We start from the raw sequence: 18334 nt of genomic DNA, 5'->3' as shown, positions 1-18334 counted from the left end.
TAGGATTACACTCCTAAGGAAATAACTTACTTAGTAAGTGTTTTTATCCTACGGGGCAGTCATGGATATCCAGATCATTTCACGCGATGGCGCACCCGAATACGCGGTGTTGCCATGGGACCAGTACCAGGCGCTGCTAAAAGCTGCCGGTCAATTGCAACCAACACGCGCTTCTCCTTCTGTTGCACCCACCGCTATCGAGCAGGACCTGCGTCCGCTTGCAGCCCTGCGCGGCCTGCGTGAGGCCAAGGGCCTGGCAATCGAGGCCCTGGCGCGTACCGTGGGCATCAGCCCTTCGTATCTTGGATTGATAGAAAGTGGTGAACGCCAGCCGGATGCCGCCATTCGCCGCAGCCTGGCCTGGGAATTGGGCGTTGCAGGTTGGAGGGATGAGTCTTGAGCTTACGTATTAGTCGTCAACACTGGGATGGGTTGCTCAACGAACTGGATCAGGCGCGGCGCCAGCGCCATTTGCTCACCTACCGTGCGCTGCTTGAGCGCCTGCAATTCCCGACGCCGGCCATGCAGACCCTGGCTGCGGCCCTGGAGCACCTGGCGGCACTGGATGCCAAGGCGGAGCAACCGCTGCGCAGTTCCCTGGTGATCAGCCAGGGTGCCAGCCGCCTGCCGCGCACCGGTTTTTTTGAGTGTGTTGAGCGCCTGGGGCGGTTCAGCGGGCCTTCCGATGGTGTGGCCGCCGCGTCCTGGCATGCATCCGAAGTGGTGCGGGTGTTCGAGTACGAGTACCCGGAATCCGCCGAGGCCTAAAGCGCCTGGGCGCAGGTGTCCATGCTGTCGATCACGTGGATGCTGTAGCCCGCAACATCCTTGGCATGGTGCTTGGCTTGTGAAGCCAGCTCTGCCAACTGGCTGGCATCGAGTTGTGCGCAGGCCTGAGGATACAAATGCACTACACCGATGGACAGCGACAGCAACGCAAACTCCTGGCGCGCGCCCTGGCGATTGAGGGCCACGAAGCACCCAGCCTCAAGGTGTTCAGCGCGGTAGAAGCGTCGGCATTGGGTGTGGAAATCGTCCAGCAGTTGGTTGAGCCGCTTGCGCCAGTCCTGCGGGCCCAGCACCAGCAGAAAGTCATCGCCGCCAATGTGCCCGACAAAGTCGCGGCTGGGGTCTACCCGGTCGTTGAGGCACTGCGCCAGGCACAGCAGCACTTCATCCCCGCGCCCGTAGCCGTAGATGTCGTTGAACGGTTTGAAACTGTCGATATCCACATAGCAGATCACCGACTCGCGCTGTTGCTGCAGCAGCCGGGTGAGGCATTGCTGGATCGGCACATTGCCAGGCAACAAGGTCAACGGGTTGGCGTAGCGGGCCTGCTGGATTTTCAGCTCCGTGATCAACTTGAGCACGTCAATGACCCGACCCAGCCCCAGGTAATCACCGTTCAGGGTGATGATGAAATCCTCTTCGATGCGTTGCCGCGCGCGGCTGGTCAATAAGCGGCTGACCTGTTGCAAGGACTGGCTCAGTTCCACCGCCAAAAAATCATCGCTCATCAAGCGACTGATGGGTTTACGTGCAAACAGATCGGTCGCGAACGGCTTGAGCAACGCGTCCGACAACGAGTGCCGGTGCACAATGCCGACCGGGCAACCACGGCCGTCTAACACCGCCAGCGAGTTGAGGTTGGCCTGGCGGCGGAACGATTCCAGCACTTGGGCGGTGGCGGTGTCTTGATCCACGGCGGGTTGCTCATTGAGCAGTGCGCTCAGGTCACTGCCTTCGTCATTGAGGGCCAGCGTGGCGCTATCCGGCTTGGGCAGCATCAGGCGCGCTTCCTGTGGCGGCTTTTCCTGAGGGCGGCAGAGCAGGTAGCCCTGGACCAGGTCGACGCCCATCTCGGTCAACACCGCCAGTTCTTCTGGCAGTTCGATGCCCTCGGCAATCACTTGGGCGCGGGATGCCCTGGCGATCTGCAGGATCGAGCCGACAAACTCGCGCTTGAGGGCGTCCTGGTGAATGCCGTCGATAAAGTGCCGGTCGATCTTCACGTAGTCCGGGCGCAGTTCCGACCACAACCGCAAACTGGAATAACCGGCGCCCAAGTCATCCAGTGCGATGGCAAAACCCATGTCGCGGTAGTGGTGCAAGGCAGTTTGCAACAGCGCGAAATCGTCGGTGGGCGCTTGCTCGGTGAGCTCGATCACCACTTGGCTGGGAGAAATACCGAAGTCGCGCAACAGTTGCAGGGTGCGCCCTGGCTGATGTGCGTGCTCCATCAAGGATTCCGGCGAGATATTGAGGAACAGCTTGCCGGGCAGTTTCTGCTCGCTGAAGCGCCGGCACGCACTCTCTCGACACGCCATGTCCAGTTCGCTCAGGCGCCCGGCATGGCTGGCCACCGAGAACAGCGCAACGGGGGAGTGCAGCGGGCTGTTGGACGGGCCACGACTGAGGGCTTCATAACCGAGGATGCGCCGCTCCGACAGGCAGATGATCGGTTGGAACAGGCTGTGCAAACTGCCTTGAGCCAGGATTGAGCCCAATGCATTCAGCTGTTCGGTCATGGTCATGGCGGTCTCGATCAAAAAAAAGGACCGCAGGCGTAAACCTGCGGTCCTTTTATTTCACGACAGAATGATGTCTATATGATGACACTCCGAGGAGCGATCACATTAAATCGCCATCATTTACTGCTTGGCCACCTGCTTGGTGATTTTCAGGTAATCCAGCAGGATCCGGCCAGTCTCGGCCAAGTAAGCGTCGTCTTCCGGCTTGGTTTTATCCGCCTCGGTCGGCAGCGCGTCTTCATCTTCTTTCTTCAGCTCTTTGAGCGGGTCTTCACCCTTGGCCTTGCGGCGGGTGTTTTCCAGTACCAGTTGCTGATTCTCGATGCTGGAATGCTGTGCACGGCGATCCGCTTCGTTGAGGCTGACGGTCTTCTCTTCCATCAGCTTCTTGGCCAGGGCCAGCTTGTCGCGGATAAACACGAACTCGGCATCCTTGGCGGAGCGGGTGTCATGATCAGCCTTCAACTGCGCCAGGAAGGGCTTGAACGGATCCGACGCCGGCTTGATCGCAGGGCGGATGGTGTCCCACGGCATGGCTTCAGGCAGGGCGCTTTCGCCGATTTCCTTGGTGTCGATGATCGACGGGAAATCGATATCCGGCAGTACGCCTTGATGCTGGGTGCTCTGCCCGGATACCCGGTAGAACTTGGCCAGTGTCAGTTTAAGCTCGCCATGATTCAGCGGCTGGATGGTCTGCACGGTGCCCTTGCCGAAGGTCTGGCCGCCGATGATCAATGCACGGTGGTAGTCCTGCATGGCGCCGGCGAAAATCTCCGAGGCCGAGGCCGAGAGGCGGTTGACCAGCAGCGCCATCGGCCCTTTGTAGAAGGCCCCTGGGTTCTCGTCTTCGAGCACGTCGACACGGCCGTCAGCGTTGCGTACCAACACGGTCGGGCCCTTGTCGATAAACAGGCTGGTCAGCTCGGTGGCTTCCTGCAGGGAGCCGCCGCCGTTGTTGCGCAGGTCGATGACCACGCCGTCGACTTTCTCTTTCTGCAGTTCTGTCAGGATTTTCTTCACGTCGCGGGTGGTGGACTTGTAGTCCGGATCACCGGCACGGAACGCCTTGAAGTCCAGATAGAAGGCCGGGATCTCGATCACGCCCAGCTTGTAGTCCTTGCCATCCTGCTTGAGGTTGAGGACTTTCTTCTGCACGGCCTGGTCTTCGAGCTTCACCGCTTCACGGGTGATGGACACGATCTTGCTGGTCTGGTCGTTCGGTGCATTGGTGTGCGGAATCACTTCCAGGCGCACCACGCTGCCTTTAGGCCCACGGATCAGCTTGACCACTTCGTCCAGGCGCCAGCCGACCACATCGACCATCTCTTTGTCGGCCTGGGCCACGCCGATGATCTTGTCGGCCGGTGCCACTTGCTTGGTTTTGTCAGCAGGGCCTGCCGGCACCAAACGTACGATCTTCACCTGGTCATTGTCGCTTTGCAGGACGGCACCGATGCCTTCCAGGGACAGACTCATATTGATATCGAAATTTTCCGCGTTATCTGGCGACAGATAATTGGTGTGCGGGTCGTAGGACATCGCAAAGGTGTTGATGTAGGCCTGGAAGATATCCTCGGCACGGGTCTGATCCAGGCGTGCCAGCTGGTTCTTGTAGCGCTTGGTCAGCAGTTCTTGAATGGCCTTGGGCTCTTTGCCGGCGATCTTCAAGCGCAGCACTTCGTCCTTGACGCGTTTGCGCCACAGGTCGTCCAGCGCCGCGGTACTGGTCAGCCAAGGAGCGTCCTTGCGGTCCACCAGAAGGGTTTCTTTCTGTGTGAAATCGAGCTTGTCGATACCTTTGTTCAGCTCACCCAACGCGAAATCCAGACGCGCTTTGACGCGGTCCAGGTAACGCTTGTAGATGGTGAAGCCGGGCTGCAGGTCGCCGCTCTTGAGGAAGTCGTCGAATTGGGTCTTCCACTTGTCGAACTCAGCGATATCGCTGGCCAGGAAGTAGCTACGCGAGGGGTCCAGCAGCTTGAGGTAGCTGTCGTAGATGATCACTGAGCGAGCGTCGTCCAGCGGCGGCTTGCTGTAGTGATGGCGCTTGAGCAACTCGACGACGTTAAGGCTGGCAATCACCTCATCGCGATCAGGCTGAAGGTTGTCCCAGCTATTGGCTGCGAACGTATTGGTCGACATCGACGCGAAGCCGAGACCAATGAAAAAAGCGAGGGCGGTGCTGGGGAACAGATACTTCATGCTGATTCGACGCGGGGGCAATTGATAACGCATATTAGGCCGTCTTTGAGGGAGCCGGTTCCATATGGTCCGGTCGCATAATGCAAAAAGCCCGGCGCTACAGCACCGGGCTCAGTCCAGACTCACTATGGAGGCACTGTGAAAGCATTGCAAGGCGTTGACGGTGATGTGGGGGGCTAGAACAACCTCGTCCTACGTCCGGTGTAGTCCATATTGCCAATAGCCTGACCGAATCCTAGATTGAAATGCAGTCAGTGTGGGAGCTGGCTTGCCTGCGATAGCGGTGCAACAGTGAAGAATTCTTCATCTGGCGCACCGCTATCGCAGGCAAGCCAGCTCCCACAGGTTGATGTCTATTGATTCAGGTCCAGTGGTGGATCGGCCAGCCGGCCTGTTCGGCATGGGCGCGCAACACCGGGTCCGGGTTCACCACCTGCGGGTGATCCACCTTGAGCAGCAGCGGTAAATCATTGCGCGAGTCCGAATAGAAATAGGCACCTTCAAGGGTTTCGCCTTCCTGCTCCAGCCATTCCAGCAACCGCGTGATCTTGCCTTCACGGTAAGTCAGTACACCCTCTGTCTTGCCGTCGTATACCCCATGGCTGACGCTCAGGTTAATCCCCAGCACTTCCTCGATACCGATACGCGCAGCAATCGGCGTGACCAGGTGAGTGCCCGAAGCGGAAATCACCAGGATCCGGTCGCCATTCGCGCGGTGGCGGGCGATGGTCTTGGTGGCGTCGCTGTAGATCAGCGGCTCGATGACGTCCTCGACCCACGGCTCCACCAAGTGCTCGATTTCTTCCGGGGTACGGCCGATCATCGGCTCCAGGCTGAAATCCATGAAATCTTCCATCCGCAGCTTGCCCTGGCTGTAGGCATCCATCAGCTCGTTGTTCCTGCGCATGAACGACTCAGGGTCCACCCAGCCAAGGCGGCCCATCTGTTCGCTCCACAGCGTGGCGCAGTCGCCGTGGATCAGGGTGTCGTCCAGATCAAAAATTACCAATGCCATCGGTGATGCTCTCTCTCAATAGGTCGCTGCCTGTCAGGCTACTTCACACAGTGCGCTGGGGTCGATGGAAAGTGCCAGGCGCTGGCCATCCGGGTGCAGGTCGTCGGCCGAACGATTGAGCACGTCCACCACCAGCTCGACGCCACGGGCTTCGATGCGGTAGCGAATCACGTTACCCAGCAGGCTGTGGCTACGCACCAACGCATCGAGCTCGCCGCTGCGGCTCAACTCGATGGCCTCGGGGCGAATCGCGATGCGCCCGCTGATCGGCCGCTGCAGCAGTTGGCTGGCCTTGTCGGCATCGAGCAGGTTGTAGTTGCCGATAAACCCGGCAGCGAACACATCCACCGGCGCGGTATAGAGGGTTTCGGCATCACCGCTCTGCACGATCTTGCCCTGGTTCATCAAGAAGATGCGGTCGGACATGGTCAGCGCTTCTTCCTGGTCATGGGTCACGAAGATCGTGGTCAGCCCCAGCTCGCGCTGGATCTGGCGGATCTGCTCGCGCAAGTGCTTGCGAATCCGTGCATCCAATGCCGACAGCGGTTCATCCAGCAGCAGCAGGCGCGGGCGGGTCACCAGGGAGCGGGCAAGGGCGACGCGCTGGCACTGGCCACCGGACATCTGGTGCGGATAACGGCCGGCCAGGTCCTTGAGCTCCACCAGTTGCAGCACTTCTTGCACGCGCTTGTTGCTGTCGTCGGCGTTGACCTTTTGCATGCGCAGGCCGAAGGCGACGTTCTGTGCCACGGTCATGTTGGGGAACAGCGCGTAGCTCTGGAACACCATGCCGATCTGGCGTTTCTGTGGGCTCAGGGGCACGATGTCCTGGCCATCCAGGAGGATCTGGCCACTGTCTACCGGCGTAAGCCCGGCGATGCAGCGCAGCAAAGTGGATTTGCCGCAACCGGACGGGCCGAGCAGGGTGACGAACTCGCCTTTGGCGACCTCGCAATTGATATCGCTGAACACCGGGGTGCCGGCGTAGCTTTTTTGCAGGTGTTGGACGCTGACGAAGCTCATTGGCTTTTGTCCTTGTTCAAGAGAGTGGCGGCCCAGGTCAGTACCAGCACAAAGAAGAAATAAGAGATCACCACGGCGCTGGTGAAATGGCCACTGCTGTTGCGCATGTTGTTGAGGTACACCTGCAGGGTTTCGTACCGGGTGCCGACGAGGATGTTGGCGAACACGAACTCGCCGAACAGGAACGAGAACGACAGCAGCAGCGCCACCATCAGGCCCTTGCGCAGGTTGGGCAGCACCACCAGGATCGCGGCCTGCCAGGTGCTGGCGCCGAGCAGTTGCGAAGCGTCCATCAGGTCGCGCAGGTTGATGGCTTGCAGGTTGTTGGTGATCGCGCGGTACATGAACGGCAGCGCGACGGTGAAGTAGCAGCCGATCAAAATCCACGGCGTGCCCACCATCGCCAGCGGCCCGGACCCGTACAGTTGCAGCAGACCCACCGAGGACACCACCGGCGGCACCGCAAAGGGCAGCAGGATCAGGATGTTCATCAACGCGTCGAGCTTGGGAAAGTGGTAGTGCACCACGAACAGCAGCGGCAAAATCAACACCACCGAAAGGATCAGTGCGCCCACGCACACCAGCAACGATTGCCCGAAGGCCATCAGAAAGCGCGGGTCGCTCCACAGCTGTACATACCATTTCACGCTGAAGCCGGCGGGCAGGATGGTTGCCGACCAACTGCTGGAAATCGAGTAGACAAAGGTGCCTACCAAAGGCAGCACCAGGATCAGGAACAACAGGTACACCACTACCCGATGGTAGAGGGAGGCCGAGCCGGCTTCAGCGCGAGACATGGTAGCTCCTCTTGAGCAGCAGTTGATGCACCACCGTGACCACGGTCATCAGCGCCACCAGCACCACGGCCAGGGCGCTGGCCATGTTCGGGTCCAGCGACACATCGCCGGAGACCAGGCCGGCAATGCGAATCGGCAGTACGTTGAAGTTGCCGGTGGTCAGTGCATAGACCGTGGCATAGGCGCCGAGGGCGTTGGCCAACAGGATCACAAAGGTACCGAGCAGCGCCGGGGTGAGCACCGGCAGGCCGATATGCCGCCAGAACTGCCAGCCATTCGCACCGAGCAGGGCGGCCGACTCGCGCCAGTCTTCGCGCAATGCGTCGAAGGCCGGGTAGAGCAGCAGTACGCCGAGGGGAATCTGGAAGTAGGTATAGAGGATGATCAAGCCGGTTTTCGAGTACAGGTTGAAGTCCTCAATGATTCCGGCCTGCTTGAGCATGAGGGTGATACTGCCGTTGAACCCCAGCAGGATGATGAACGCGAAGGCCAGGGGGACTCCGGCGAAGTTGCTGGTCATGTTGGCGAATGCGGTGACGAAGTTGCGCAGCGGCGAATCCACTCGGCGCAATGAGTAGCTGCCCAGGGTGGCGATGATGATGCCGAAGATGCTGGAGTAGAAACTGATCTCCAGGCTGAACTGGATGGCCTGCCGGTAGAACTTCGAGGTGAAGATGCGGGTGAAGTTTTCCAGGCTCCAGCCGGACTCTTCGGTTTGCAGGCTGCTGATCAGCACCCACACCAGCGGCGCGATCTCGAACACGATAAAGAACAGTGCGAAGGGCAGCAGGCATAGCAGGGCCAGCCATTTGCCGCGGGTCAATGCAATCACTTGAGCAGCTCCCGGCACACAGGCTTGTTGTGGGGCACGCCCAGCAGTTCGCAGATGGTGCCGCACAGGTCGGTTTGTTTCGGCGCAGCGTCGGTGTCCAGGCTGAAGGCGTCACCGATGACAAACAGTGGCACTTCCCGTTCTTCGCGCAACAGGCCGTTGTGGGAGCGGTCGTTGTTCATGCCGTGGTCGGCGGTGACCAGTACCTGGTAGCCGGCATCGAGCCAGTCTTGCAGGTAGTCGGCCAGGATAATGTCAGCCGAGCGTGCGCTGTTGCGGTATTGCGCGGTGTCGAGGCCATGCTTGTGACCGGCGTCGTCGATGTTCATCGGGTGCACCAGCAAAAAGTTTGGCGCGTGCTTGAGCCGCAGGCTTTCGGCGTCGGCGAAAAGGTGGGAATCGGGGTAGTGGTCATTCCAGTAGAAATGCCCATGCTGGATCGCCAGCGCCTTGTCGTCGGTATGACGATCGCGGGCGGCGAGAAAGGGCGTGCGGTTATACAACTCGCTGACCCAGTGGTAAGCCGCCGCAGCGGTGCTCAAGCCGGCGTCGGTGGCGTAATGGAAAATGCTGCGCTGGGTGGACAGGCGCGAGACGTTGTTGTGCACGACACCGCTTTGGATCGGCGGCACGCCGGTGAGGATGCACTCGTACAACGGGCGGGACAGGGCAGGCAGTTCACATTCCAGTGTGTAGAGGGCTGCGCGTCCGGCGCCGACATAGGCCTGCAAGTGCCCCATGGCGTGCCGGGCAACCTCGAAGTTGAGGCCGTCGAGCACCACAAGGATGACAGTGTGCTTCATGGGGGCTGGGGCTCCGCAACAGAGGGTATGGCTCAGTATCAACGTGGAATGGGATCAAATGTGGGAGATGGCTTGCCTGCGATGGCGGTGTATCAGTGGACACAAATGTTGAATGTCAGACCGCTATCGCAGGCAAGCCAGCTCCCACACTGACCGCCTTTGGATCAGAGAGACCGATTACTTCATTTCTACGATGACTTGCTCGTTCCACATCTGTGGCAGCTTCTTGGACGTCGCTTCCCACGCATCGGCATCCTTGATCGGCTGCGGGTTGGCCTTGGTGTACTGCTCGCCCGGGATCAGGTTTTTGGCAACGTCTGCCGGCAGTTTCAAGTCGGTTTCAGCCCGGATCGGACGCGCATTGCCGCGTGCCAGGTTGAGCTGGCCGGCATCGCTGAAGATGTATTCGCGGGTGAGCTTGGCGGCGTTCGGATGCTTGGCGTATTTGTTGATGAGGGTGGTGTAGCCGGATTTCACCGAGCCATCCGAGGGGATCAGCACCACGTAGTCATCGGGGTTGGCCATCTTGGCCTTATAGCTCAGGCCGTTGAAGTCCCAGACGAGGCCCACTTCGACTTCGCCTTTTTCCATGGTAGCGATGGTCGGGTTGGACAGCGAGAGGCGACCTTGCTGGGCGATCTTGGTGAAAAATTGCAGGCCCGGCGCGATGTTTTTCTCGTCGCCTTTGTTGGCGATGGCCGCGGCGAGTACTGCGTTCGAAGCCTGGGCGGCGGTGCTCACGTCACCCACCGATACCTTGTATTTACCGGTTTGCAGGTCAGCCCAGGTGGTGGGCACTTCGGAGCCGTGCAGCAGCTTCTTGTTGACGATAAAGGCAATGGTACCGGTGTAAGCCAGGGCCCAGTGACCGTCCTTGTCTTTCGCCCAATCCGGCACCTGTGCCCAGGTGGATGGTTTGTACGGCTGGGTCACTTCTTGCTTTACCGCGATCGGGCCGAAGGCCGCGCCCACGTCACCGATATCGGCGCTGGCGTTGTCCTTTTCGGCTTTGAACTTGGCGATTTCCTGGGCCGAGCTCATGTCGGTGTCGATGTGCTTGAGGCCGTAGGTTTTGGCCAGGTCTTCCCAGGTGCCTTTCCAGTTGGCCCAGTCATCGGGCATGCCGACGCTGTTGACGGCGCCTTCCGCTTTGGCGGCGGCTTCCAAGGTTTTTAGATCGGTATCAGCAGCCATGGCGGCGGTGCACATGACAATGGTCGAGCCTAACAGTGATGCCAGGAAAAGCTGTTTCATCCGAAGCTCCTTTGGGCGTTTTCAACGCGGCGTTTTATCTGAACGTTAGCGGTGGTTTGGTCTAGGTCAGCAATACCTGAGCCAATCTAGGCCCCCTGGATGACAGTTTCATGTCGATGTCGTTTTTGAAGCGCTGATGTCGTTCAGCTCTGACTTAGCGTAGACCATGCCCAAGTGCCCGCAGGCCTTGGACTTGGCCGATGTATTGCAGGGTGTGGAAGACGCAGTCGACAGCCTTTGTCATCTGTCGGTCATCTGGAGTGCCTAGGCTGGCACCCAGCAGCAAAAGCCCAGATAGAGCGCGTTTTATGCACCTGAACGGTGCTGGTCTAGTCCAGATAGGTAACGTTGATGCGTGATGAGGCAATCAAGGCGGTAACTTCCATCGGCCTGGCGCTGCAGGAGCAGATCGACCACGGCCTGTTGCCGCCTGCCAGCAAACTGCCCGCCGAACGCAAGCTCAGCGAGTTGTTTGGTACCACTCGGATTACCGTGCGGGAAGCCTTGTTACAACTGGAGGCTCAAGGGCAGATCTACCGCGAAGAGCGTCGGGGATGGTTCGTCTCGCCGCCACGGCTGGCCTATAACCTGATGCAGCGCAGCCACTTTCACGCCATGGTCAGCGACCAGGGGCGCGAGGCTTCCACGCAGGTCATCTCAGCACGCTTGCAACCGGCGTCGGCGGCGGTGTGCGCGTGGTTGCAGTTGCCGGCGTTGTCGAGCGTGATCCAGATTTGCCGGGGGCGCAGGATTGACGGGCGCCTGGTGTTGTATGTGGAGCACTATCTGAACCCGCAGTATTTTCCGGGGATCCTGGCGTGCGATTTGAATCAGTCGATGACTGAGCTGTATGCCAGCAAATATGACTTGCACTACGGGCGGGTGCGTTTCGAGATTGTGCCCACCTCGCTACCGGTGGAAGCGGCCGCTGCACTACGCGTCTCGGCAGGCAGCCCGGGCTTGCGCATCGCCCGGGTCAATTACGACCAGCATCAACGCCTGATCGACTGCGACCTGGAGTTCTGGCGGCATGATGCGATTCATGTGGGTGTGGATGTGGTGTAGCGGCTGGTGCACCGCGAACCCATGTGGGAGCTGGCTTGCCTGCGATGGCATCGACTCGGTGCGCCTGATAAACCGAGGCGTCCGCATCGCAGGCAAGCCAGCTCCCACATTGAACCGAGTTTTTCTCTGACGGATCGGTGGCTTGCCTAGGGTGTGAGTGCCTTGATCACTTGGTCTACATTGGTTTCCAACTCCGTTACCGGGTCGGCGCCGTCCACATTCAACACCAACAGTCTGGAGCCGCCGGCAGTGACGGCGGTTTTGACTGCATCGCTGGGTTGACGGTGATGCAGCACCACCGCCACAGCGTTGTCCTTCAACGCGCTGCTAAGTTTTTGCAGCGCCTCGGGCGTCCACTCGGCGTCGGGCCGTGCATCGGTGCTGAGCACTTCCAGGTTCAGGCTGCTGACCAGGTACGCGAAGTGATCGCTCAAGCTGAGCACACTCAGGTTGTCGGCCTTGGCCAAGCGCGCCTCGCTGTCGGCGGTGAGCTTGAGTAAACGCTGTTTGAGCGCGGCCAGGTTAGCGTCGATCCTGGGTTTGGCAGCCGGCGCCAGGCGGCTCAGGTCGGCGGCCATCACGTCGGCCATGCGCCCCATATTGTTGCTCGATTGCCAGGGTTGGCTGTTCAAGCCATCGGTGACCCCCGGTTGTACTGCGATACCCGGCAAGCCGCCGTCCACCGGGCGTGCGGCATCGACTTCGACGATACGGATATTGCTGCGTCGCGCCACGGGGTACAGCGGGTCATCGGCCCACAGCGAGCGCAGGCCGATGGCCGCGTCGGCGTCCAGCGCCAACTTGTTCAATGCCGCAGCACCGCGGCCGGTGAAGTAGGACACCTGCCGCGAACCCGGCAGATTGGCCGGTGCGGCGCGTTCAAGCGCTACGTTGGTGCCTGTGAGCAGCGCCTCGGCCAAGCCGTAGGTAATCGGCAGCGACGCCAGCACCTTGACCGGCGGCTTGGTCTTGGTCAGGGCTGCGTGACCGAGGCCCTGGTTGACTTTGAAGTCCTTGGCGTCGAAACCGTCGACGGCCAGTGCCGACGTACTCATCAAGCAAGCGATGGCCAGGGCCAGTGGGCGAAAGACAGGGCGCATTATCCAAGATTCCCTTTGAGGCTGGGCACAACGCCACGGGCGATGGCCGCGAAGGCGAAGGCGATACCGGCAACCAGAATGATGGCGGCGCCGGATGGGATGGGCAGGTCGAAGATGATCGGCAGCAGGATGCCGCACAGGGTGCTGACGGTGGCGATCAGCACCGAGATCCAGAAAAACCCTTTGAGTGACTGGCTCAACAGGCGCGCCGCAGCGGCAGGAATCACCAGCAAGGCACCGACCAGGATTGCGCCGATGACCTTGACCGCGGCCACGGTGATCAGGGTCACCAGGATCACGAACAGGTAGTCCAGGCTTTTCACCGCCACCCCGCGCACTGCTGCCAATTGCGGGTTGAAACTGGCCAGCATGATGCGGTTGTACAGCGGCAATGCCAGGGCCATCACCAGCGAGCCGACAATGGCCAGTACCAGCAGGTCGTTGCCGTTGACCGTCAGCACCGAGCCAAACAGCACGTTCTCGAGAATGTGCACGTTGATCTTGCCGGCCAGGATCAGCAGCAGGCTTGCCCCCAGTGCCAGGGACACGGACAGGAACACGCCGATCAAGGTATCGGGCGCCAGGCCGGTGCGGTTACGCAGGTAATTGAGCAGGATGCCGAACAGCAGGCAGTAGCCAAACAGGCTGCCATAAGGCCCGGTATAGGGTTCGCCCAGCAGAATGCCCACGGCCACGCCGGTCAGCGCGGCATGGCCGACCGCTTCGGAGAAAAACGCAAAGCGCTTGACCACCACCAGCGTACCCAGGCCGCCGAGTACCGGGCCGATCAACAAGCCGGCGAGCAGGGCGTTGACCACAAACCCGTAGGCCAGGGCTTCGGGCAGGTAACCGGCAGAGGCCCAGCCCTGGACCATCAAGCGAAAGGCTTCATAACTCATGGCGCCGGGCTCCGAGGGTGGGTGGAGAACAGAGTGAGCAGGCGGTCCGGGGTCAACGCCTCTTTCGGTGTGGCGTCGAACAGCACGCGGCGGTTAAGACCGGTGACGCGGTCGGCCAGGCGGCCCACGGCCTCCAGGTCGTGCTCGATCCACAGCACCGTAATCCCGGCCAGGCGCCAGTCGTTCAACAGCCGTTCGAACACCTGGATACCCGCCTCGTCGAGGGCCGACATCGGTTCATCCAGCACCAGCAACTGCGGCGCCGGAATCAGCCCCTGGGCCAGCAGTACGCGCTGGCGCTCACCGCCGGACAACGCGCCCATGCGGCGCTTGCGCTTGTCTTGCATGCCAACGCGCTCAAGGGCATCGCCAATCGCCGCTGCGTAATGCCTGGAAAGGCCCAGAAACGCCGGGCGACGCTGGCACATGGCAGCCATGAAATCGTCCACGGTCATCGGCAAGCCGCGGTCAAATTCCAGCGCCTGAGGCACGTAACCGATGGTGCCGGGTGTGGTTGGCCATTCCAGGCTCAAACGCCCCTGGTGCGGCGTCTGCCCCAGCAGGGTCTTGATCAGCGAGCTTTTACCGCCGCCGTTGGGACCTACCAGTGCGTGGATGCTGCCCGGTTGTACCTGGAAACTCACGCCATCGAGGATTGCGGTGCGCCCCAGGGTCAGCGAGACCTGGTCGAAGTTCAGGGTGGGGCCGACGTTGACGGCGTTCAGGTGCTGCGCGGCGGTCATGCTCCCGACTCCTGAATCGCCCGTACCACGGTGTTGAGGTTGCCGGTCATCTCCACTTCGTACTTCTCTGCGCTGTATTCGCCGTAGGAAATATGCGACAGCGGGTACAGCTTGACCCCGGATTCACGCTGGATGGTATCGACGTAGGTGGACGGGAAATCCATCTCCGAGAAGATCACTTTCACATCCAGAGCACGCAGTTCATCGATGGTCTTTTTCAGCTGGCTGGGGCTTGGCTCGATACCGTGGGCCGGCTCGACCACGGCGGTGACTTCCAGGCCAAACTCGCGCAACAGGTAGTCGTAGGCCGCGTGTACGGTGGCGACACGCAGGTCGGGGTTGGGCGCGCTGGTCAGCTTGGCCAGGGCGTCGGCGCGCATCTGGCGCAAGCGCTTGCCGTAGGCGCGAGCGTTCTGGGTGTAGGTTTTGGCGTTGTCCGGGTCGAGCTTGCCCAACTCACGGGCAATGTTATTGACCTGGGCAATCGACGCGCTGATCGACAGAAAGGTGTGCGGGTTGACCACCTTGCCCGCACCGCGTGCCGCGTTACCTGTAGCGGCGAGCAGCGGCACGTTGGCGTTGGCTTCGATCACCGGGATGTCCGGGCGCTCGCTGGTGGCGATCATGCGGTCGGCGAAGTCGTCATGGCCGACGCCGTTGAGCACGATCACATCCAGGGTGCCGATGCGCTTGATGTCTTCGGCGCGCGGCTCGTAGGCGTGCGGGTTGAAACCGGCGGGAATCAGCGGCACCACCTCGGCCTTGTCGCCCACGATATTGGCCACGTAGCTGTAATAGGGGTGCAAGGTAATGCCGATACGCAGGCGCTTGGCCGCCTCGGCATTGGCAAGGGGGGTGAGCATCAGGCTGAACAGGCCAACCAGTAAAAGGCGCAACAGGGGCGATGACATGGACATGGGCAATCGGTCTTCTCGTTCAGTGACGGTGCTGGCGGGTGACGCCAGCATCGAATTGCGCGACCACCTGCTGCCAGCCGGCCGCGATCAGCGCCTGGTCAGTGAGGTCGGAAGGGGCGGCAAGGTTGGCGCTGCGGTTGAGCCAGATATCCGGCTCACTGCCTTGCACGCGCATCAGCAGCGAACCGCTGGTGGCCGGCGCCTGGCTCAAGCCCAGGTAGGCGGCGGGTGCCAGCAGCTGCCAGCGATGGCCGCCACGGCTGACCGAACTGGCATCCTGGGCAAAGGGCGCGAAGCCTTCTTCGGCCAGTTGCTCAGGCGTCGGCAGGGCGCTGTGTTCCTGCTGCAACAGGTGGATTTCATCCAGGGTCACCCGCAGGTCGGCGTAGATGCCTTGCTCGGCGGCGCTCAGGTCGCGGCGGGCGTCCAGCTGGTGGCTGGGCACTGCCGCGACTTCCTGGGTTTCCCCGTGCAGCGCCACGACCGTGCCCGCCACCGCGAGGATGATCAGGCACAACAGCAACACATAAAGGGTTTCATGGCCCGCGCCCGCGGGGCGTACAACCTGTGTGGTACTCATTGCGACGGGATATCCGCTTGGTCGATTTCCACCACGTGGCCGGGGCCGGCATCGAACAGCACGTAGAACTCGGCGGCGGGCTTCTTGAAGGTCAGGGTCGAATCTTCGCCGAGCTTGCCCGGCACCAGGATGGTTTCGTCGTAGCCGATCACATCCAGGGTTACGCCGGGGGCGCCACTGCCGTCGGAGAAGCCGCCTTTGCACTGGATCTGCTCGCCGGGGATTTCCTTGCATTCGCACATCGGGTTGTGGGCGAAGGCGGTGGTGCTCAGGCCGGCGCACAGCAACAGCGCGGCGCGGGTGAAGCGCTTGAACGTCATGGTTTGACTCCTTGCTTGTTCAGCCAGGCAATGGTGGCAGGCGAGGCCTGGCTCAGCGGGATGGAACCCTGGTGCATGCTGCCGTCCCACCCTTCCATGGTCACCCATATTTCGGCGTCCGCCGGGGTGCGTTCTGGGATCGGCAGGGCGGCGCCCATGCGGTACGGCGTGCCGAAGAAGATCACTCCGGCGGCGCGCAGGCTGCGGGGTTTGCCGATACGCAGGTAAGTGGCCTTGACCTGCTCGGCACAGGTATCGCACAGGGCAGCGTTGAAGAACTTCATCGGGCCAGCCGGGTTCGGGCTCGGGCCTTCGTTGCGAAACTCAGCCAGCGTCAGGCTCCAGGGACCGACTTGCACCTGCCCGGCCACGCGCTCGCCGATGCCGGTATCCCCGCGAAACAACGCGGCGTCGGCAAAGTATTTGGGCATGAACCCCAGCGGCACCAGCAACAGCAGGATGTTGATATGGAAACGCCATTTCAGCCAAAAGGCGCGCAGCGGGGACGGCGGTACGGTTGCAACCTTGCTCATCGCTGGGCCTCCGAGGTGTCGGCGTGCATGGTCGGGATGGGCGCGTGCTGACGTTGTGTCTTGGCCTCGCGCTTGAGGGCGTTGAGGGTGGCCAGAGCGGTGCGCTTGGTCCAGATCAGCAAGCCGCTCAATACCATCATGCTCAGCACCAGGCCGAAGAATGCCCAGATCAGCTTGATCCACAAACCGCCAAAGTCCCCGGTGTGCAGTGGGCGCATCGACTCGGTGACGAATTCCAGCGGGGTACGGTCGGACAACAGGTTCGAGACCGCGACTTCACCGTCATAGGGGTTCAGCTGTGCGGTCTGGAACATCAACGGGTACCAGCCACGCCCGCCGATCTGCAGGTGGCTGTAGGCGTTGCTTGGCATGAACACAAAGCTGGCGTCCAGGCCGGGGATCCGCTCGGCGGCGATGTCGATCGCCTTGTCGATAGGGATCATCGGTGCCGGCACGCCCGGCGCCGACAGCGGCACCTTATCCCGTGCGATCACTGGCACGATGGGTTCACTGGAAATGGATATCTGGTTGTCGCCCAGGACAGCCTCGATCAGGAACCAGGTGCCGGTGATAGAAATGACCGCGATAAACCAGATCGACCAGATGCCACTCAGGCGGTGAAAGTCGCCCCAGAAGATCCGCGCACCGTGGCGGATGCGCAGGGTAGGGCGCAGGAAGCCTTTCCAGAAGCGCTTGTACACCACCAGCCCGGTGACCAGTGAAGCCAGCAGCGGCAAGCCCAACGCAGACACCAGGTACCAGCCCCAGCTGTACCCATTGGTGAACGGCACCAGCCACCAACCATGCAGGGCGCGGGTGAATTGCTGGAAGTTGAATGAGGGGCTGATGCCCTGGAGCGCGCCGGTGTAGGGATTGGCATACACCTCCACGGAGCGCCCGTCCGGGTAGCTGAGGCCGACGCTTAGCGCGAAGTGCGATTCATCCGGGCGGATGATGGACTGGACGATGGCCTTGGGCTCATCGTGCTTGATGGCCGCGATCACCTGGTCAAAGCTCAGCGGCTGAGCGTCATCCGACGGCTTGCTGGCGCGGATATCCGGGTTGGCCAGCCACACGATTTCCTGGCTCACCACGGCCAGCGTGCCGGTGACGCAGACGATCAGTACAAAGAACCAGATGGGCAACGCCAGCCAGCTATGGACGAGAAACCAGAGTTTGGAGCGTGACTTCTTCGACATATGAATGAGGGTCTTGATCGGAGGGGGCAATAGAGGCCCGGAAAAGGCCAGTCGTAGCTTTTGCTGACGCGACAGGCTGTATCTAAGTTAAGACGGATGAGCATGAGAAATCCCTAAGGTGGATATGAAAGAAAATGTTTCAGGTTCACATTCAGGCCGCATTTATGCGCTGATCGAACACGCAGTACGCCAGCCCGCAGGCGTTCAGCGGCTTGCGTTAGGCCGGGGCAGACCTCCAAGGACGTGATCATGCCGCTGTGTGATGTCGTCAGCAGCCACGCATCTGAGCGCCACTTCCTCGCGGCCAACCCCTGGCTCAGCTGAAGTGCGGCTACGTAGTTATATAAGTAGAAATAACGCTCTCTATACTCACTGAGCGTGTTGCTTTCAGTATTATTTGTTTTTCAAATAGCTGGGCTTGAACGAAAGCGCCCCTTGTCATTACGGGGTGTTGGCGCGGGTGCAGGTTAATTCCAGAGGAGTGACAAGGTTATTGTATTGACACAGTGGCGGGCATCGGC

Annotated in this window: 19 protein-coding genes; 3 read left to right on the top strand and 16 right to left on the bottom strand. The window is 60.8% G+C overall.

Going from position 1 to position 18334, the window contains the following annotated elements; all coding sequences use genetic code 11:
• Nucleotides 1–61: 61 nt before the first annotated feature.
• Both MHH62_RS06770 and MHH62_RS06765 read left to right on the top strand, forming a co-directional pair.
• Nucleotides 62–400 (top strand): helix-turn-helix transcriptional regulator, encoded by a 339-nt coding sequence (locus MHH62_RS06770; RefSeq protein ID WP_014717794.1) that lies wholly within the window; start codon nt 62–64, stop codon nt 398–400.
• Nucleotides 397–768, top strand: a complete 372-nt coding sequence (locus MHH62_RS06765; protein ID WP_005786715.1) for a hypothetical protein — start codon at nt 397–399, stop codon at nt 766–768. The genes MHH62_RS06770 and MHH62_RS06765 overlap by 4 nt, the downstream gene beginning before the upstream one ends.
• Here the strand turns inward: MHH62_RS06765 and MHH62_RS06760 are convergent.
• The 8 genes from MHH62_RS06760 to MHH62_RS06725 all read right to left on the bottom strand — a co-directional run bounded on the left by MHH62_RS06760 (nt 765) and on the right by MHH62_RS06725 (nt 10457).
• The gene (locus MHH62_RS06760; RefSeq protein WP_020301074.1) at nt 765–2534 is read right to left on the bottom strand and encodes a bifunctional diguanylate cyclase/phosphodiesterase; all 1770 of its coding nucleotides are present in this window, start codon (nt 2532–2534) and stop codon (nt 765–767) included. The two genes, MHH62_RS06765 and MHH62_RS06760, sit on opposite strands and share 4 nt — an antisense overlap.
• 117 nt (nt 2535–2651) lie before the next feature.
• Complete coding sequence (locus tag MHH62_RS06755) at nt 2652–4733, bottom strand: carboxy terminal-processing peptidase (RefSeq protein ID WP_339232722.1); 2082 nt, start codon at nt 4731–4733, stop codon at nt 2652–2654.
• 361 nt (nt 4734–5094) lie between these two features.
• A complete protein-coding gene (locus MHH62_RS06750; RefSeq protein ID WP_014717797.1) occupies nt 5095–5748 on the bottom strand; it encodes an HAD family hydrolase in 654 nt (217 codons plus the stop codon).
• 33 nt (nt 5749–5781) lie between these two features.
• Complete coding sequence (locus MHH62_RS06745) at nt 5782–6771, bottom strand: ABC transporter ATP-binding protein (protein WP_020301072.1); 990 nt, start codon at nt 6769–6771, stop codon at nt 5782–5784.
• On the bottom strand, nt 6768–7568 hold the full coding sequence (locus tag MHH62_RS06740) for an ABC transporter permease (protein WP_020301071.1): 801 nt from the start codon (nt 7566–7568) through the stop codon (nt 6768–6770). Before MHH62_RS06740 ends, MHH62_RS06745 begins: the two co-directional genes overlap by 4 nt.
• Nucleotides 7555–8400, bottom strand: a complete 846-nt coding sequence (locus tag MHH62_RS06735; protein ID WP_032901935.1) for an ABC transporter permease subunit — start codon at nt 8398–8400, stop codon at nt 7555–7557. The genes MHH62_RS06740 and MHH62_RS06735 overlap by 14 nt, the downstream gene beginning before the upstream one ends.
• Nucleotides 8397–9203 carry an alkaline phosphatase family protein gene (locus tag MHH62_RS06730; protein WP_014717800.1) on the bottom strand — a complete coding sequence of 269 codons (807 nt, stop codon included), beginning with the start codon at nt 9201–9203 and terminating at the stop codon, nt 8397–8399. Before MHH62_RS06730 ends, MHH62_RS06735 begins: the two co-directional genes overlap by 4 nt.
• A 177-nt stretch (nt 9204–9380) precedes the next feature.
• Nucleotides 9381–10457 (bottom strand): ABC transporter substrate-binding protein, encoded by a 1077-nt coding sequence (locus MHH62_RS06725; protein ID WP_336827089.1) that lies wholly within the window; start codon nt 10455–10457, stop codon nt 9381–9383.
• Between the two features lie 351 nt (nt 10458–10808).
• Between MHH62_RS06725 and MHH62_RS06720 the strand changes: the two genes are divergently transcribed.
• Complete coding sequence (locus MHH62_RS06720) at nt 10809–11522, top strand: UTRA domain-containing protein (protein WP_020301069.1); 714 nt, start codon at nt 10809–10811, stop codon at nt 11520–11522.
• 146 nt (nt 11523–11668) lie between these two features.
• Here the strand turns inward: MHH62_RS06720 and MHH62_RS06715 are convergent, their stop codons facing one another.
• From MHH62_RS06715 to MHH62_RS06680, 8 genes are read right to left on the bottom strand one after another with little or no spacing between them, the layout of a single operon-like run.
• Complete coding sequence (locus MHH62_RS06715) at nt 11669–12622, bottom strand: zinc ABC transporter substrate-binding protein (RefSeq protein ID WP_020301068.1); 954 nt, start codon at nt 12620–12622, stop codon at nt 11669–11671.
• A complete protein-coding gene (locus tag MHH62_RS06710) occupies nt 12622–13521 on the bottom strand; it encodes a metal ABC transporter permease (protein ID WP_032901932.1) in 900 nt (299 codons plus the stop codon). The genes MHH62_RS06715 and MHH62_RS06710 overlap by 1 nt, the downstream gene beginning before the upstream one ends.
• A complete protein-coding gene (locus tag MHH62_RS06705; protein ID WP_073454479.1) occupies nt 13518–14264 on the bottom strand; it encodes a metal ABC transporter ATP-binding protein in 747 nt (248 codons plus the stop codon). Before MHH62_RS06705 ends, MHH62_RS06710 begins: the two co-directional genes overlap by 4 nt.
• The gene (locus tag MHH62_RS06700) at nt 14261–15181 is read right to left on the bottom strand and encodes a metal ABC transporter substrate-binding protein (RefSeq protein ID WP_032901958.1); all 921 of its coding nucleotides are present in this window, start codon (nt 15179–15181) and stop codon (nt 14261–14263) included. The genes MHH62_RS06705 and MHH62_RS06700 overlap by 4 nt, the downstream gene beginning before the upstream one ends.
• Nucleotides 15182–15200: 19 nt before the next feature.
• Nucleotides 15201–15761 (bottom strand): DUF6162 family protein, encoded by a 561-nt coding sequence (locus MHH62_RS06695; protein WP_014717807.1) that lies wholly within the window; start codon nt 15759–15761, stop codon nt 15201–15203.
• Nucleotides 15758–16081 (bottom strand): hypothetical protein, encoded by a 324-nt coding sequence (locus MHH62_RS06690; protein ID WP_020301064.1) that lies wholly within the window; start codon nt 16079–16081, stop codon nt 15758–15760. The genes MHH62_RS06695 and MHH62_RS06690 overlap by 4 nt, the downstream gene beginning before the upstream one ends.
• Entirely contained in the window at nt 16078–16614 is a 537-nt protein-coding gene (locus MHH62_RS06685) for a hypothetical protein (protein WP_019817260.1), read from the bottom strand. The genes MHH62_RS06690 and MHH62_RS06685 overlap by 4 nt, the downstream gene beginning before the upstream one ends.
• Nucleotides 16611–17813: a PepSY domain-containing protein gene (locus MHH62_RS06680; RefSeq protein WP_032901929.1), complete on the bottom strand. Its 1203-nt coding sequence runs from the start codon at nt 17811–17813 to the stop codon at nt 16611–16613. Before MHH62_RS06680 ends, MHH62_RS06685 begins: the two co-directional genes overlap by 4 nt.
• Nucleotides 17814–18334 lie beyond the last annotated feature (521 nt).

This window comes from Pseudomonas sp. FSL L8-0168, from assembly GCF_037976155.1.
In the GTDB taxonomy this organism is placed as follows: Bacteria; Pseudomonadota; Gammaproteobacteria; order Pseudomonadales; family Pseudomonadaceae; genus Aquipseudomonas; species Aquipseudomonas paracarnis.
This window is presented reverse-complemented; position numbering and strand designations above follow the sequence as displayed.

Bases quoted from the DNA above. Each gene is read 5' to 3' on its own strand.
- MHH62_RS06770 (WP_014717794.1), top strand. From the start codon at position 62: ATGGATATCCAGATCATTTCACGCGATGGCGCACCCGAATACGCGGTG.
- MHH62_RS06760 (WP_020301074.1), bottom strand. From the start codon at position 2,534: ATGACCATGACCGAACAGCTGAATGCATTGGGCTCAATCCTGGCTCAA.
- MHH62_RS06755 (WP_339232722.1), bottom strand. From the start codon at position 4,733: ATGAAGTATCTGTTCCCCAGCACCGCCCTCGCTTTTTTCATTGGTCTC.
- MHH62_RS06750 (WP_014717797.1), bottom strand. From the start codon at position 5,748: ATGGCATTGGTAATTTTTGATCTGGACGACACCCTGATCCACGGCGAC.
- MHH62_RS06745 (WP_020301072.1), bottom strand. From the start codon at position 6,771: ATGAGCTTCGTCAGCGTCCAACACCTGCAAAAAAGCTACGCCGGCACC.
- MHH62_RS06740 (WP_020301071.1), bottom strand. From the start codon at position 7,568: ATGTCTCGCGCTGAAGCCGGCTCGGCCTCCCTCTACCATCGGGTAGTG.
- MHH62_RS06730 (WP_014717800.1), bottom strand. From the start codon at position 9,203: ATGAAGCACACTGTCATCCTTGTGGTGCTCGACGGCCTCAACTTCGAG.
- MHH62_RS06725 (WP_336827089.1), bottom strand. From the start codon at position 10,457: ATGAAACAGCTTTTCCTGGCATCACTGTTAGGCTCGACCATTGTCATG.
- MHH62_RS06720 (WP_020301069.1), top strand. From the start codon at position 10,809: ATGCGTGATGAGGCAATCAAGGCGGTAACTTCCATCGGCCTGGCGCTG.
- MHH62_RS06715 (WP_020301068.1), bottom strand. From the start codon at position 12,622: ATGCGCCCTGTCTTTCGCCCACTGGCCCTGGCCATCGCTTGCTTGATG.
- MHH62_RS06710 (WP_032901932.1), bottom strand. From the start codon at position 13,521: ATGAGTTATGAAGCCTTTCGCTTGATGGTCCAGGGCTGGGCCTCTGCC.
- MHH62_RS06705 (WP_073454479.1), bottom strand. From the start codon at position 14,264: ATGACCGCCGCGCAGCACCTGAACGCCGTCAACGTCGGCCCCACCCTG.
- MHH62_RS06700 (WP_032901958.1), bottom strand. From the start codon at position 15,181: ATGTCCATGTCATCGCCCCTGTTGCGCCTTTTACTGGTTGGCCTGTTC.
- MHH62_RS06695 (WP_014717807.1), bottom strand. From the start codon at position 15,761: ATGAGTACCACACAGGTTGTACGCCCCGCGGGCGCGGGCCATGAAACC.
- MHH62_RS06690 (WP_020301064.1), bottom strand. From the start codon at position 16,081: ATGACGTTCAAGCGCTTCACCCGCGCCGCGCTGTTGCTGTGCGCCGGC.
- MHH62_RS06685 (WP_019817260.1), bottom strand. From the start codon at position 16,614: ATGAGCAAGGTTGCAACCGTACCGCCGTCCCCGCTGCGCGCCTTTTGG.
- MHH62_RS06680 (WP_032901929.1), bottom strand. From the start codon at position 17,813: ATGTCGAAGAAGTCACGCTCCAAACTCTGGTTTCTCGTCCATAGCTGG.